Origin of the sequence: Rathayibacter rubneri, from assembly GCF_023743255.1 — a bacterium.
GTDB classification, from domain to species: Bacteria; Actinomycetota; Actinomycetes; order Actinomycetales; family Microbacteriaceae; genus Rathayibacter; species Rathayibacter rubneri.
In genome coordinates this window covers 13883-29419 of sequence record NZ_JAMRYM010000017.1, presented here as the reverse complement: position 1 = coordinate 29419, position 15537 = coordinate 13883, and the positions used below count along the sequence as shown (strand labels likewise).

The following is a 15537-nucleotide window of genomic DNA, read 5'->3' as shown; positions in this document are numbered from 1 at the left end:
AACCCTGAGCCGACCCCTGTTCCGCGCTCCCGTCAGCGGGCGTCGAGCCGCTCGGCGACGTCCGCCGGGAACCCGCCCGTGGAGACGGGGCTCCAGCGTGCGGGCGCGATGCGCAGCAGCGACTTGTCCTGCAGGGCCATCGCCTCCCGGTACTCCTGCCAGTCGGGGTGCTCGCCGGCGATGCAGCGGTAGTAGTCGACCAGCCCGTCGGCGGCCTCGGGCATGTGGAGCACCTCCGCATCGCCGTCGACCTGGATCCACGCGCCGTCCCAGTCGTCCGACAGCACCAGCACGGAGGCGGCGGGACGGCGTTCGGCGTTCCGGGTCTTCGCGCGGCCAGGGTAGGTGGAGATGACGATCCGGCCGTGCTCGTCGACTCCGCCGGAGACCGGCGACATCTGCGGGCGGCCGTCGGCGCGAGTCGTGGCGACGATCATCCGGTGCCTCGGCCGAACGAAGGAGAGCATGCCCTCGCGGTCGACCTCGGTGCTCGTGGAGACGGTTCTGGGCATGCGTCCACGGTAGGCCACGATGCCGGACGAGGGCCGACCCGCTCAGCGGTGTCAGCCCGCGCGGACGGAGACGTTCTCCCCGAGCGCCGTCCAGTCGAGCCCGGGGGCGTCCTCCGGTCCCTCCCCGTCGGGATGCACGCGGACGGTCCAGGCTCCCGGCTTCGAGGTCTCCAGGCCACCGCTGCCGCTGCAGCCGCTCGCGGAGTCGGCGCCGTCGTCGACGACGACGCAGCGGCCCCGCTCGTCCGACAGGCCGATGTAGACGTCGACCCCCTCCGCGGTGCCGACGAAGCGGACGGACTCCGGATCGATGCCCGTGTCGATGCCGCCCGCCTCGGGCAGCACGTCAGCCTCGGTCCGCTCCCGCTCGAAGTCGGAGTAGGGCGTCGGTCCGGCGCACCCGGCGAGCGGCAGCAGCACCAGCAGTGCTGCCGCGACGGCCCCGATCCGCCCTCGTCGCCGTGTGCTGCTCCGCGCCATCGAGGCCCCCTTCGCGCTGCGGTGGGTTCACCCTAGCGGGGCGGCACCCCCGGTGGCGCGAGCCGCCTCCAGGACCGCGGCGACCAGCTTCTGCAGCGGGATCTCGCCGAACCGGTGCTCCTCGGCGCGGACGAGCCGGGCGGCGAGGTCGGGGCGCAGCCGCCGGAGCAGCCGACGGGCGCGCTCGGCGTGCAGGGAGTTCGAGACGAGGACGACGGTGTCGGACCCGTCCAGGAGCGCGGCGGCGTTCCGCAGGTTCTCCTCGGTCGTGCGGCTCTCGCGCTCGAGCACGAGGGGACCGCGGTAGCGCCTCTCGCGGCGTGCGTACCGAGCCATCAGCTCGGCCTCGGGGACCGACCCGGCGACACTCCCGCCGCAGAGCACGAGGACGCTCCCGGGGGTGTGCCGGGAGCGCAGGGCGGCGCGCACGCGATAGCGGTTCACCGCGTTCGCCCGGGGGCCGCGGTTCCGGAACCCGAGCACGACGACGGACTCGCGGCCCACGTCGCGCGGCACCGGCCTCACCTCTCGACGCGACGCGCGCCAGTGCGCTGCCTCGGAGAGCACGAGGACCGCGACGAAGACGACGACGGCGAGGCCCATCGCCACACCCTACGCCGGAGCCCTGTCCTCAACGCGGAGTGGCCCCTGCGCTAGGCGACGCCGGCCAGGCCGCCGACGACGAGGCTCGCCCCGCCGAGTGCGGCCACGGCGAGAGTGAGGCGCCGCACGGCGGCGGCCGGGACCCGTCGGGCCAGGAGCAGGGCTGCCGGAGTGCCGAGGGTGAGACCCGCGAGTGCCCAGCCCAGCCCCCGCAGGTCGTCGGCGGACGGAGTGAGCACCAGCAGCGTCAGGACGTTCAGGGGCAGCGCGAAGGCCTGGAGCGTGGCGGAGGCCACCGCGGACGGCCACTGCCGTTGCGCGGCGAAGAGGGCGACCGGTGGGCCGCCTGCTCCTGCCAGAACGGTGAACACCCCGCTGAGAGCACCCGCCAGGACCGCCCCTCGTGCTCCGTCGAGGAAGGGGAGTGCGCGTCCGGCCGCGACGAGGCCGGTGGCGAGCAGGATGACGGCACCGGCGACCACCGCCAGCACTGCGGGCCGGAACGCGTTCGAGAGCAGGACGGCCGGCACGACCAGCAGCGCGGCGGGAACCAGGAGTCGCAGGGCATCCGCTGCGCGCACGTGCCGGAACGAGCGGACGAGCACCACGACGTTCAGGAGGATCGACAGCAGGAGCACCGTGCGGACACCCCGATCGTGCCCGAGCGCGAGGACGAGCAGGGGAGACGCGACGAGTGCGAATCCGACTCCCGAGACGATCTGGCACACCGCTCCGACGGCGACGACCAGCAGCACGACCGCGCTCAGCGTGTCCACACCCGCCCCCTGACCGGTCCCCGACGGGCCCGACCGGTCACCCTAGCGGGACCGGTCGCGCCCAGGAGGCGCAGCGGCAACGGGGGAGCGCCTCAGGCGGCGCGCCGCCCTGAAAACAGCGCGTGCAGCAGCGGCACGACCGACGCGATCATCAGCACCGAGCCGAGGACCGCGTCGTCGGGCCGGATCACGGCCCCTGCGATCAGCAGCCCCGCGAACAGCACCGCCGAGACCACTCGGCGCACCGTGGCGTCGAGGCGGTTCAGGCGCCGCTCCACACTCGGCACCGTGACGGCGAGCGTCCCGTCCTCGAGCGTCGAGGCGAGCGCGTCGAGGCGGCGCGGCAGACGCCAGAGCAGAGCGAGATTGTCGACGGCCTGCCGGCCGAGATCCTGCACGACGTTGCCGCGCTCCTCCCGGATCAGCTGCTGCGCGTAGGGCTCCACCGAGTCCCACAGATTGAAGGCGGGATCGAGCGCGCTGCACACGCCGGACGTCAACGACATGGCGCGGATGATCAGCAGGAAGTTCTCGGGCAGCTGGAACGGGAGGGAGCGCACCACGTCGCCGAACTGCACGGCGAACTCCTTGAACTCCCGTGGATCCACTTCGCGCAGCTCCGCGAAGCCCATGCCCCCGAACCGCGCGAACAGCTGGGTCATCGCCCGCTCGAGCTCGCGGGAGTCGGCGGAGGGGAGGAGGACACCGACATCGCGCGCGGCGTCGACGAGGCCCTTGCCGTCGCGGGAGGCTGCGGCGATCAGCATCGCTCGCAACCCGGCCCGGGTCGTCGGAGGCACCTCGCCCATCATGCCGAAGTCGATGAAGGTCAGCTTCCACGGGAGCTCCTCATCGGGAGTCGGGGTGACGAACACGTTCCCGGGGTGCGGATCCGCGTGGAACCAGCCGGTGGTGAAGAGCTGGTCGAACATGACCGCGGCGAAGACGGGAGCGACGTCGCGGGGATCGATGCCCGCAGCGCGCAGTCCGTCGGCGTCGGTGATCTTGACGGCCGTGACGTCCTGCAGCGTGAGGACCTTGCGGGTCGACCGCTCCCAGACGACGTCCGGCACGCTCACCCGCGGGTCGCCGGCGAAGTCTGCGGCGAAGCGGACCGAGTTGGCCGCCTCGCGCAGGTAGTCGATCTCCTCGAGGCTGGTCGCCGCGAACTCCTCGACGAGTGCGGGAGCATCGACGCGGTCCGAGACGAGGCGCACGTGGGTGAGCCACCGACCGACCCGGCGCAGGGCGGCGAGGTCGACGTCGACGATCGCGTCGATGCCGGGACGCTGCACCTTGACGATCGCCGTGCTGTGCCCGGTGTCTCCCGAGTCCAGCGCCGAGAGGCGCGCGCGGTGGGCCTGCCCCAGCGACGCCGCGGCCACCGGGGACTCGTCGACCTGCGCGAAGGCGCGATCCAGCGGCATCCCCAGCTCCGCTTCGGCGAGAGCTCGGATCCCCGGGAACGGCACCGGCGGCACCTCGTCCTGGAGCCCCTCGAGCTCGCGCGTGATCTCCGGCGGCAGCACGTCCAGGCGCGACGACATGAACTGGCCGACCTTGATCATCAGCCCGCCCAGCTCGACCGCGAGCACGTGGAAGCTGCGCGCGAAGCGCCGCATCCGGGCGGGGCGGGTGCGCAGAGCGATCACCGACAGCCCGAACCGGGGGAGGACCAGATCGAACCACCAGGTCACCGCGAGGTGCCAGGCGGCGAATCGCAGGATGCGGCGGTAGCGCCGCCGTTCACTGCTCGCTCGGCGGCCCGGGTCACTCGGACCCGGGCTGACCGACGACACCCGGGTCAGTCCTGCGCGAGGATCGCGTACAGGCGGCGGCGCACGTCCTCGAGCTCGGTCACGGCCTGCCGGATCTGGGCAGGGGTGCCGGAGCGCTGGACCTGGGCGGCGGCCTGGGCCAGCGCGATGCCGGCCTTCGGCAGTGCCCCCGCCTCGACCTGGTCGCCCTCCGAGAAGGGCGAGCCGGTTCCGGATGCCGCGACCTGGGCGTGACCGGCCTCGGTGAGCGAGTACGTCTTGCGACCGTTCGACTCGTCGGCCGAGATCAGACCCTCGTCGGCGAGGAGCTGGAGCGTCGGGTACACGGAGCCCGGGCTGGGCTTCCAGCTGCCGCCGCTGCGCTCCTCGATCTCGTGGATGATCTGGTAGCCGTGCATGGGCTGCTCCGCGAGCAGCGCCAGCACGGCGGCACGGACGTCGCCGCGCCCGACCCGGGTGCCGACGCGCTTCTCGAAGCTCGAGCGCGCCTGCTCCATGGCCTGCCAGATGCTGTCGATCGGGTTGCCGGAGCCGAACGCGCCGGTCGAGGAAGAAGAAGTGTTCATGATGACCTCCGTTTCTCCGAACGATACTCAGCGACATGTGCGGCGACTGTGAACGACAGGGGGATCGGGCACCCGCTCAGGAGTGCAGAACGACAACTGCGGCGCAGTGGTTCCGGACGTCGCGCACCCGGCGCGGCAGGTCCGCGACGGAAGGACGTGATCGGGACGACCCGTTTCGCAGGGAAGACGGCGCTCGTCACAGGCGGCGGGAGCGGCATCGGAGCATCGATCTCCCGGGAGCTCGCCGCCGAAGGCGCGTCGGTCGTCGTGACCGACATCGATGAGGACGCGGCTCAGGCAGTGGTGGACGGGATCGTCGCCGCCGGGGGAGTAGCGAGCGCGTTCGAGCAGAACACCGCGAAGTGGGAGGACTCGCAGGCCGCCGTCGCCTTCGCGCAGGAGACCTACGGCGCACTGCACCTCGCGGTCAACAACGCCGGCATCGGCGCCGCACTCCAGATGATCGGCGACTACGACATCGCCGCCTGGGACCGCGTCCGGGCCGTCGACCTCGACGGAGTCTTCTACGGACTCAAGTTCGAGCTGCCGGCGATCGTCGCGGCCGGCGGAGGCGCCGTCGTGAACATGGCGTCGGTGCTGGGATCGGTGGGGATCGCCGAGGACGCGGCCTACGTCGCGAGCAAGCACGCGCTCGTCGGCCTGACCAAGGTCGCAGCGCTCGAGTACACCGCGCAGGGCGTCCGCACGAACGCCGTCGGACCCGGCTTCATCGACACGCCGCTGGTCCGCGCCAGCCTGTCGAGCGATGCGATCACGACGCTCGAGAACGAGCACGCCGCCCGACGCCTGGGCACCGACGCCGAGGTCGCCGCACTGACGCTGTTCCTGCTGAGCGACGCCGCCTCGTTCATCTCGGGCAGCTACCACCTCGTGGACGGGGGCTACTCGGCGCACGAGGACGGAAGCGGGGGCGGGAACGGACCACCACTCCCGCTCTCGCGGTTCTGCAAACTGACATAATATCAATAATTAGTCGTCGGACGCATCTTCTAGACCCATCAATTTCACCTGGCCCCGTCACCTCTGCTCCATCAACGGGCATCTGGCATCGAGTTTCCACGGCGGTAACAGCGAGGAGAGTACGTACGCCCAGGCCACCTCGACCGCTCCTTCGTCGACGTTCGTCGCGGGGGCGAACTGCCGAGGTGGTCTGGGCGCACCATCGGATTCGCTACGCGGTGATGAGTCCTCCGCCTGCGGCGTTGAGGTTCTGCCCGGTCAGCCAGCGGCTGTCATCGGAGGCGAGGAACACGGTGACGGGGGCGACGTCGGAGTAGGGGTCGCCGGGGCGTCCGAAGGGGTTGGCGACGAAGAGCCGTTCGATGTGCTCGCGGGTTTCGGTGGGCATCCAGTCGATGCCCTGGGCGATGTTGTCGGTGAGACCGTTGGGGCAGATGGTGTTGACCCGGATGTTGTGTGCGCCCCATTCGCGGGCGACCACGCGCGAGAGTGCGCGGACTGCCTCTTTGGACGCGGCGTAGGGCGCGTAGAGGGCTTCTCCGGTGATGCCGACCTCGGAGGCGAAGTTGATGATGGAGGCGCCCGCGCCTTCGTGGTCCTTCATGTGCGGGAAGCAGAGCTTCATCAGGTGCCAGTAGGCGTAGACCGAGCTGCGCATCTCGATGTCGAGGTCCTCGATCGTCTTCTCGAGGAACGGAGCGGGGGTGGTGACGGTGTGCGCGTTGTTCACGAGAGCGTTGATCGTGCCGAACGTCTCGGCGGTCGCGTCGACGAAGCCGACGAGGGCGTCGTAATCGGTGATGTCGACCGGCATGGCGAGGACGGTGGCGCCGGCCTGCTCGCAGAGCGCGCGGGTTTCGTCGAGCTTGCTCTGGGTGCGGGCGCAGATCGCGAGGTTCGCTCCTTCTTCGGCGATGCGGATCGCTTGCTGCTTACCGAGACCGGAGGAGGCTCCGGTGAGGATGACCGTCTTGCCGTCGAGCTTTCCCATGTGTTCTCTCTTTCCTTGGTGATGGTCGGTCCCCGGTGAAGCCGAGGACGTGAAGGCACGTCGAACTGCGGTGGGTCCCCGGATCGGGGCCGCACCTCGAGTGCGCAAAATGGTGCGCCAAAGATCTCTGCCGCACTACGCGGCGGTTCGGACTGGTCGGCTAGTGGAGTGGGCGGATCAGCAGGAGTCGCCGTGGACGATGCGCAGGCCGATGTCCATGGGCGACGCGGTGACTTCCTGGCCGATCGCGAGCAGGGCTGTTTCCGTGGTCTGGTGAGCGGCTGCGGCGAGGCTGTATCCCACGGTCGTCAGGCGGGGATTCATCACTTGAGCCAGGGGAGTGTCGTCCATGCCGATGAGTCCGACCTCGTCGGGCACCCGCCATCCCCGTCGTGCAGCTGCGGTCATCAACGCGATGGCGACGTCGTCGTTGTAGCAGATCACGCCGGTTCCGGGTTGAAGCGTTGCGAGAGCGGCGTCCGCGGACGGCTGATCGATGGCGACTCCGAGGCTCTCGGGCGCGGGTAGGCCGGCTGCGGCGCACGCGTCGGTGACTGCTCTCTCGCGCCCGGAGCCGTAGGGGTCGGAGCGTTGATCGTGCAGATGCGCGAAAGCGAGCCTCTGGTAGCCCCGACCGATGAGGTACTCGGCCTGTAGCAGTCCGATGTCATAGTTCGTGTCGCCATCGATCGTTGGATCGAAGGCCGGGACTTTCCTTTCTGCGAGGATGCGGCGCTCGTCGGGGGTGAAGGGCTGGAGGGAGAGGACGGCGCGCGGTCGGATGCCGCTCAGGATCCGATCGAGTGCGCCGGGGGACTGCGTGGAGAGGTGCAGGACGAGGCTCAGTCCGTGATCCGCCAGGAGGGCGGTGACGGTGTCAAAGATGTCCTGGAGATTGCCGCCGAAGGTCGTGTTGGGGATGAGCGCGATGACGAAGTTGCTGGAGCCCGTCCGGAGCATTCGGCCGACGGCGGAGGGCTCGTAGTCGAGTTCTTTGGCGGCGCGGAGCACCCGTTCCGTCGTGTCGGCCGCGAAACGGTCGGTGTAGCCGTTCAGGACCTGACTCACCGTTGCTCGCGAGAGACCAGCGCGTCGCGCTACGTCCGCACTCGTCACAGCCATCGATGCTCCCGTCGTTGGTGGCGAGTCTAACCACAACATCGTGCTGTTGACACGTGATAAACATCGTGCTTCACTCCGTTATCACGTGGTAAACGCCACCTCGGAGATCTGTTCCGGCGCCCGAGCCGGATGACGAAGGAGTCATGATGTCGGACAACCCCCTCGCGTCGGCCGCACCAGGCGCGTCGACCTCGCCGGCCCAGCAGGCTCTCGCCGCGGACACGCAGGCCGAGAGCACGCCCACCGGCACTATCCGGACTCCCGTTCCGCGGAAGTACATCTCATTCCTGCTTCTCGCGATGTTCGGCGCGTACGTCGCTCTGGTCGCGCCGATCGGGCTCTCCCTCTCTCTCCGCATTCAGGAGCTCGCCCCATCGAACGTCGAAGTGCTCGGCTACGTCATCGGCATCGCAGCGATCGTGACGACCATCACCGGTCCCCTCGTGGGCATCTGGAGCGACCGCACCCGATCCCGCTTCGGACGCCGTCGCCCCTTCGCGATCGGGTCAGCTCTCCTCGGCTTCGTCGGACTGGTGATCATCGCGCAGGCGCCGAGCATCCCGGTCCTGCTCATCGGATGGACCATCACCTCCGCCGGGTGGAGCAGCAGCATGAACTCGCTGATCCAGTCCCAGGCGGACCGTCTGCCCGAGTCGCAGTACGGCCGCGTCGCCGGGCTGACCGGGTTCGTCCAGATGGTCGCTCCGGTCGCCGGCGTCGGGATCGCCAGCGCCTTCATCGGCAACAACTTCCTCGTCTTCCTCGTCCCGGGCGCCGTCGGACTGCTGGCGCTTCTCGCCTGGGTCGTCTTCATCCGCGAGCGCGACACGCGAGACGCCGTCTTCGAGGACCACCTCACCGTGGGCAAGGTGTTCGGCAGCCTCGTCTTCAATCCACGCCGCTACCCGGACTTCGCCTGGAACTGGCTCGCCCGCCTGCTGTTCATGACGGGCGTCACGTTCTCCTCGACGTTCACCTCCCTGTTCTTCGCGTCCCGACTCAGCGCGGGAGGGCAGGTCGCCGACATCGGCGGCATCATCGTCGGCCTGTCGCTGGTCAGCATCGTCGTCACCGGCGCCGGAGCTCTTCTGGGAGGCTTCCTCTCCGACAAGCTCAAGCGCCGCAGGATCTTCGTGCTGGGCTCGGGCATCGTCTACACGATCGGCGCCGTCATCCTGGCCCTGGGCGGCAGCGATCTCGCGATCCTCCTCACCGGCTCGTGCCTCACCGGACTCGCGCTAGGCGTCTTCTCCTCCGTCGACCAAGCGCTTGTGCTCAACGTGCTGCCCGAGAGGGACACCAACGCCGGACGCTTCCTCGGCATCAACGGCTACTCGACCTCGATCGCGCAGGCCATGGCCCCCCTGCTCGCCGCACCTCTCATCCTCATCGGCGTGAGCGGCGACGAGAAGAACTACGGCCTCCTCTTCCTCGTCGCCGCAGGATTCACGATCGTCGCCGGTGTCATCGTCCAGTGGAAGGTCAAGGGCGTCCGCTAGGTCGACACCGCGATCACGCCTGACCCTCGACCTGGAGCAGCACCATGACCACCACCCTCTTCACCGACGGCTGGACCTTCCACCGCAGCGGGGACACCACCGGCGCCCCTGTCCGCCTCCCTCACGACGCGATGATCGCGGAGCCCCGCACCGAGACCGGCGGCACCGGAAACCACGGCGGGTTCTTCCCCGGCGGCACCTACCTCTACCGGAAGACCTGGAGCGTCCCCAGCGACGCGGACGCGCTCGAGTACTCGCTCAGCTTCGAAGGCGTCTACGGCGCCGCCATCGTGTCCGTCAACGGCACCGAGATCGGCCGCAACAACAGCCCCTACCGGAAGTTCACCCTTCCCCTGAAGGACCTGACCCCCGACGAGCAGGTGCTCATCGAGGTGAGCGTCGACAACTCCAAGACACCCAACAGCCGCTGGTACACGGGATCGGGCATCTACCGACCCGTCTGGCTGACCAGCGTCGCTGTGACCCGGATCGCGTCGGACGGCGTCCGAGTCCACACGCGAAGCATCGGAGCAACAGCCCCCTCCGCCGCCGTCGTCGATGTCCACATCGCCATTCAGGGGGATCACGTCGATCTCGCCTCGGTCGAGGTAGAGCTCGAGGACGACGGTCGGATCCTCGCCCGCACCTCGCACCCGGTCGAGGGCGCGAGCGTCGATCTGGAACTGCACGTGCCTTCGGCCCGACCGTGGTCCGCCGAGCATCCGCACCTGTACACGGTGCGCACTCGCCTGATCGCACTCGATGGCGGAATCGAGGACGAACGCACCGTCCGCACGGGACTGCGGACGATCGAGGTCGACGCGCAGCACGGGCTCCGCATCAACGGACAGCGGGTGCTGCTGCGCGGAACCGCCGTCCATCACGACAACGGCCCACTCGGAGCCGCGACCTTCGACGCCGCCGAGACACGTCGAGCACGGCTGCTGAAGGACGCCGGGTTCAACGCGATCCGAAGCGCCCACAACCCTCTCTCCCGGGCGTTCCTCGACGCCTGCGACGAGATCGGGCTCTACGTCATGGACGAGCTCAGTGACATCTGGTTCCGCAAGAAGACACCGCACGACGAGTCGCCGCGCTTTTACGAGGAGTGGCCCGATGACGTCGCCGCGATGATCGCGGAAGACCGCAATCGGCCCTGCGTCATCCTGTACTCCATCGGCAACGAGATCGCCGAATCGGCGACCCCGGCAGGTGTGAAGACCGCGCAGGAAATCCACCGGCGCTTCCAGCAGCTCGACCCGACTCGGCCGACGACCATCGCCGTCAACCCGCTGCTGGCGATGATGGCAGCGAAAGCCAAAGACGCCAGTGAGGGCGGGCCTCCGGAACGCTCACCCGCGACCAGCACGGTCGCTAATCAGCTGACCGCGAAGATGGGGCGCCTGATGGTCCTCGCCTCCATGCTCCCCGCCGCCGACCGGGCGACCCGGGACGTATTCGACGTCGTCGACATCGCCGGCTACAACTACGGCTACGCCGGGTACAAGGGCGCCCGTCGACGCACCCCCGACCGGGTCATCCTCGGCACCGAATCCATGGTCGGCGACCTCCCTGCGATCTGGAAGCGCGTCACCTCGATCCCCGGAATGATCGGCGACTTCAGCTGGACCGGATGGGACTACCTCGGCGAGGTCGGACTGGGCTACTGGAGCTACGGCTCCGACCCCGGAGGCATCGCCAAACCGCACCCCGGCATCCTCGCCGGCTGCGGAGTCTTCGACATCACCGGACAACCCGGAGCGCCCGTCCACCTGATCCAAGCGGTCTGGGGGATCACCGATCGCCCCGGCATCGCCGTCCGCCCCCTCGACCGCACCGGTCAACGCCCCAACAAGACACCATGGCTCTTCACCGACGCCGTGTCCTCCTGGTCCTGGGGCGACCTGACCGGAAGAGCAGAGATCGAGGTGTACTCCGCGGGCGACACGGTCGAGCTGCAGCTGAACGGCCGATCCCTCGGTCGGCGCCGCAGCGGTGCCAAGACCGGGTTCCTCACAAAATTCAGCACACCGTACGAGCCGGGCGAGCTGACCGCGATCGCCTACCGGAACGGCGCGGAGATCGGACGCAGCACACTCCGCTCCGCCGCAGCACCCCAGCTCACCCTCCGGCCCGAGTCGACGCAGATCACCGGAGCCGACGACCTGTGCTTCGCGTGGATCGAGCTCGCCGACCACGACGGCACCGTCGACACCGTCGCTGAAGATCGCGTCCGCGTCACCGTCACAGGACCGGCCTCGCTGATCAGCCTGGCCAGCGCGGCCCCGTCCACACGCGAGAGCTTCGTCGACGACGAGCACAGCACCTACCGCGGCCGAGCCCTCGCCATCCTCCGCGGAACCGGTGAACCCGGCCTCATCACCCTCAGCGTCGCCTCTGATCAGCACGGCAGCGCGACCATCACCGTGGAGGCGCTCACCGACCTCCCGCCCGAGCACGCCGGCACTGCAGTGCTCGGCACAAAGGAGCAGTCATGACCACCGATCCGATCATCCCCGGATTCTTCCCCGACCCGACCATCTGCCGCGTCGACGACACCTACTACCTCGCGACCTCCAGCTTCGAATACCTCCCCGGCATCCCGGTGCATCGCAGCACCGACCTCACCACCTGGACCCAGATCGGCAACGCACTCACCCGACCCGAGCAGATCGCCGAGCATCGCGGCTACGGAAGCGCCGGCATCTTCGCCCCCACCCTCCGCCACCACGACGGCCAGTTCTGGCTCATCGGCACCAACGTCAACGACATCCCTCTCGGGCGCGGCCACTTCCTCCTCCACGCAGAAGACCCAGCCGGCCCCTGGTCCGAGCCGGTCCACATCCCCGAAGCGATCGGAATCGACCCCGACATCGTCTGGGACGAGGACGGGACCGCCCACGTCACCTGGTGCTCCCTCGACTCCGAGAACCCCGGCATCCAATCCGCTCCCGTGGACACGAGCACCGGCACCCTCCTCGCCCCGCCTCGCCAGCTCTGGGAAGGAAGCGGTCTCTCCTTCCCCGAAGGCCCGCACCTCTACCGCAAAGACGACTGGTGGTACCTCCTGCTCGCCGAGGGAGGCACAGAACGCGGACACACGGTCACCATCGCCCGAGCCCAAACCATCGACGGCCCGTACGAGCCGGCCCCCGTGAACCCGATCCTCAGCCATCGCAGCCTGCCCCACCCCGTGCAGAACGTCGGTCACGCCGACCTCGTGGAGCTTCCCGACGGAAGCTGGGCCGCCGTGCACCTCGGAGTCCGCCCTCGCGGCCAGACCCCGGGCTTCCACGTCAACGGCCGCGAAACCTTCCTCGCGGGCATCGACTGGGTGAACGGATGGCCCGTCTTCGACGAGGACCGCTTCACCGTCCCCGCCATCGACCGCTCGTTCGAGGATCGGTTCGACAGCGAAGTGCTCGATCAGCGCTGGCTCGGAGTCGGACGCTTCCCCTCCTCCTTCAGCCGCCCCACCGAAGACGGAGGTCTCCTCCTCGAGGCCGACCCGGACCAGGGCCGTGCACTGCTGTGCACCCGCACCACCGACGACGTGTGGACCGCGACCACCCGCCTCTGGGTCGAGGACGGCACCGCCCGGTTCTCGCTGCGCCTGGACGACCGGCACTGGTACGGGCTGCTCTACGACGGGGAAATCGTCACCGCCACGGTCACCATCGGCCCGTTCGAGCACCTCGTCGGCCGCTGGACACCCGCGGCAGGCGATACGCCTGCTCTGCGCATCAGCGCGAAGCCGCCCCAGGTCCTTCCTCACGGTGTCTCAATGGAACCCGACCTCATCGAGCTCGCCGCGTCCGACTCGACCGGCGAGCACGTCTTCGGCGAATTCGACGGCCGCTACCTCTCCACCGAGGTCGCGGGCGGCTTCACCGGACGAGTCATTGGCGTAGAGCCACTCATCGGCCAGACGCTGCTCCAGTCGTTCACCTACACGACCGCCCCCCAGGGCTGAGCGCCCGCCGCTCTGTACCCAGGCTCGAGAACGTCCCGACCGGCTCCGTCTCCTGCGCCGCCGCCGCTTCGCCGCGGGACCGGTACGAGCATCGCGCCCACCAGCACCGTCCCGGCGGCCACGTCTCACGCTGACGCACCGCTCCTCACAACTGCCACCCCGACGAAGGACTTCCGATGACCACACAGCCCGACTCGTTCCTCTGGGGAGCATCGAGCGCCCCCCACCAGATCGAAGGAAACAACGACAACAGCGACTGGTGGGTCTACGAACAGCGCTTGCCGATGTTCGCGCCCAGTGGCGACGCCGTCGACAGCTACCACCGCTACGAAGAGGACATGCGACTGCTCGCAGAAGCTGGACTCACCGCCTACCGCTTCGGCGTCGAATGGGCGCGCGTGGAACCCCTCCCGGGCCAGTTCTCCCTCGCCGAGCTCGCGCACTACCGCCGGATGATCGATACCGCTCTCCACCTCGGGCTGACCCCCATCGTCACCCTGCACCACTTCTCCAGCCCCCGCTGGTTCATCGAGGAAGGCGGATGGCTGGGTGACACCGCCCTGGAACGCTTCGCCGCCTACATCTCGCGGGTCTGCGACATCCTCGACGGCGTCGAGTGGGTCTGCACCATCAACGAACCGAACATGTTCGCGTTCATGATGCTGATGGCCGGCTCCATCAACAGCGATTCCATCCCGGCGATGGACACACCCACCGTTCAGCCCGAAGGCGGATTCACGCTCCCGCTTCCGCTTCCCGAGGGCACCCGACGCCTTATCGACGCGCACCACGCCGCCCGCGCAATCGTGCGAGAACGCACGAACGCCAAGGTCGGCTGGACCATCGCAGGCCTCGCACTTTCCGCCGCCGACCCCGCCTCCGAGGAACGACTCCGCTCGGAACGGTACGCCCGGGAGGACGTGTTCCTCGAGGCCTCCCGCGGGGACGACTTCCTCGGCGTCCAGGCCTACTCCACGCAGGAGGTCAACGAGGACGGGCTCGTCCCGCACCCGCCGCACCCGGACAACACCCTCGTCGGCACCGCGTACCGTCCCGACGCGCTCGGCATCGCGGTCCGCCACGCGTGGGACATCACCGGGGGAGTGCCGATCCTCATCACGGAGAACGGCATCGCCACCGACGACGACACGCGACGCATCGCCTACACGACCGAGGCGCTGCAGCACCTCTTCGCCGCCATCGATGACGGCATCGACGTGCGCGGGTACCTGCACTGGACCGCGCTGGACAACTTCGAGTGGGGCCACTGGGAACCCACCTTCGGCCTCATCGCCGTCGACCGCACCACCTTCACCCGAACCCCCAAGCCCAGCCTGGCGTGGCTGGGAGAGGTCGCCCGCACCGGCGGCGCGCACTTGGACGCATCGTGAACCGCGTCACCCCGTTCTGCATCCGGACGACCACCCGTCGCCCGCACCACGAGAAGTAGGAGTCAGCCATGGAAGGCCTCACCGACAAGGTCATCGTCTTCGCCGGAGCCGGCGGCATCGCCACCAGCGCAGCGCGCTACCTCGGCGCGAGCGGCGCCACCGTCGTCATCGGCGACATCGACGTCCGCGCCGCGGAACGCGCCGTGGAAGCCGCAACGACCGCCGGCGGCCGCGGGAACGCCCTGCGGGTGGACATCGCGGACGACGCCGACGTCGCAGCACTCATCGACCTCGCGATCAGCGAATACGGCCGCATCGACGGACTCTTCAACGTCGCCGCGAACATCGCCCCCGACGAAGTCGCACGCGACACCACCGTCATCGACATCGAGTTGGAGGCGTGGAACCGCAGCCTGGACATCAACCTCACCGGCTACCTGCGAACCCTCCGCGCGGCACTGCCGCACATGATCGCGGGCGGCGGCGGCTCCGTCGTGAACACCCTCTCCGGAGCGGTCTACGCCGGCATGGCCGACAAAGTCGCCTACTCCGTCACCAAGGCTGGAATCGGCGCCCTCACCCGTCACGTCTCTCGCGCCTATGGCAAGCAGGGCATCCGCTCGAACGGCATCGCGCCCGGCATGGTCCTCACCGAGCAGACCAAGAACAACCTCCCGGAAGAGTTCCGTGAGCAGATCCTCGGCGGTACTCCGTCGCACCGTCTCGGCGAACCGGACGACATCGGCGCCACCGTCGCCTTCCTCATGTCGGACCTCTCCGAATGGACGACCGGGCAGATCCTCAGCGTCGACGGTGGAACCAGCATGCGCGCGTAAGCGCCCCACTTCCGCACACCCCATCAGTA

Annotated in this window: 14 protein-coding genes; 6 read left to right on the top strand and 8 right to left on the bottom strand. The window is 69.1% G+C overall.

Features of this window, described 5'->3' with window-relative positions; genetic code table 11:
- Positions 1-32: 32 nt before the first annotated feature.
- The 6 genes from NB037_RS06420 to NB037_RS06395 all read right to left on the bottom strand — a co-directional run bounded on the left by NB037_RS06420 (position 33) and on the right by NB037_RS06395 (position 4715).
- Positions 33-512, bottom strand: a complete 480-nt coding sequence (locus tag NB037_RS06420; protein WP_251944470.1) for a PPOX class F420-dependent oxidoreductase — start codon at positions 510-512, stop codon at positions 33-35.
- 51 nt (positions 513-563) lie between these two features.
- The gene (locus NB037_RS06415; protein ID WP_251944469.1) at positions 564-992 is read right to left on the bottom strand and encodes a hypothetical protein; all 429 of its coding nucleotides are present in this window, start codon (positions 990-992) and stop codon (positions 564-566) included.
- 27 nt (positions 993-1019) lie between these two features.
- Entirely contained in the window at positions 1020-1595 is a 576-nt protein-coding gene (locus NB037_RS06410; protein ID WP_251944468.1) for a YdcF family protein, read from the bottom strand.
- 50 nt (positions 1596-1645) lie between these two features.
- Positions 1646-2371, bottom strand: coding sequence for a TSUP family transporter (locus NB037_RS06405; RefSeq protein WP_251944467.1), 726 nt, complete (start codon positions 2369-2371; stop codon positions 1646-1648).
- A 92-nt stretch (positions 2372-2463) separates the two neighbouring features.
- Complete coding sequence (locus NB037_RS06400; RefSeq protein WP_251944466.1) at positions 2464-4170, bottom strand: ABC1 kinase family protein; 1707 nt, start codon at positions 4168-4170, stop codon at positions 2464-2466.
- 5 nt (positions 4171-4175) lie between these two features.
- Positions 4176-4715, bottom strand: coding sequence for a PadR family transcriptional regulator (locus NB037_RS06395; protein ID WP_251944465.1), 540 nt, complete (start codon positions 4713-4715; stop codon positions 4176-4178).
- A 159-nt stretch (positions 4716-4874) separates the two neighbouring features.
- Between NB037_RS06395 and NB037_RS06390 the strand changes: the two genes are divergently transcribed.
- The gene (locus NB037_RS06390; protein WP_251944492.1) at positions 4875-5696 is read left to right on the top strand and encodes an SDR family NAD(P)-dependent oxidoreductase; all 822 of its coding nucleotides are present in this window, start codon (positions 4875-4877) and stop codon (positions 5694-5696) included.
- A gap of 211 nt (positions 5697-5907) precedes the next feature.
- Here the strand turns inward: NB037_RS06390 and NB037_RS06385 are convergent, their stop codons facing one another.
- Together NB037_RS06385 and NB037_RS06380 are read right to left on the bottom strand one after the other, a co-directional pair.
- Positions 5908-6687: an SDR family NAD(P)-dependent oxidoreductase gene (locus NB037_RS06385; RefSeq protein ID WP_251944464.1), complete on the bottom strand. Its 780-nt coding sequence runs from the start codon at positions 6685-6687 to the stop codon at positions 5908-5910.
- A gap of 177 nt (positions 6688-6864) precedes the next feature.
- On the bottom strand, positions 6865-7809 hold the full coding sequence (locus NB037_RS06380; RefSeq protein ID WP_279308655.1) for a LacI family DNA-binding transcriptional regulator: 945 nt from the start codon (positions 7807-7809) through the stop codon (positions 6865-6867).
- A 146-nt stretch (positions 7810-7955) separates the two neighbouring features.
- Here NB037_RS06380 and NB037_RS06375 point away from each other — a divergent pair, with 146 nt between their 5' ends.
- From NB037_RS06375 to NB037_RS06355, 5 genes are all read left to right on the top strand, one after another.
- Complete coding sequence (locus NB037_RS06375; protein WP_251944462.1) at positions 7956-9308, top strand: MFS transporter; 1353 nt, start codon at positions 7956-7958, stop codon at positions 9306-9308.
- A 44-nt stretch (positions 9309-9352) separates the two neighbouring features.
- A complete protein-coding gene (locus tag NB037_RS06370) occupies positions 9353-11806 on the top strand; it encodes a glycoside hydrolase family 2 TIM barrel-domain containing protein (protein WP_251944461.1) in 2454 nt (817 codons plus the stop codon).
- Positions 11803-13281: a glycoside hydrolase family 43 protein gene (locus tag NB037_RS06365; RefSeq protein WP_251944460.1), complete on the top strand. Its 1479-nt coding sequence runs from the start codon at positions 11803-11805 to the stop codon at positions 13279-13281. Before NB037_RS06370 ends, NB037_RS06365 begins: the two co-directional genes overlap by 4 nt.
- 176 nt (positions 13282-13457) lie before the next feature.
- Positions 13458-14672 carry a family 1 glycosylhydrolase gene (locus NB037_RS06360; RefSeq protein WP_123733284.1) on the top strand — a complete coding sequence of 405 codons (1215 nt, stop codon included), beginning with the start codon at positions 13458-13460 and terminating at the stop codon, positions 14670-14672.
- A gap of 68 nt (positions 14673-14740) precedes the next feature.
- Positions 14741-15508, top strand: a complete 768-nt coding sequence (locus tag NB037_RS06355) for an SDR family NAD(P)-dependent oxidoreductase (RefSeq protein ID WP_251944459.1) — start codon at positions 14741-14743, stop codon at positions 15506-15508.
- Positions 15509-15537 lie beyond the last annotated feature (29 nt).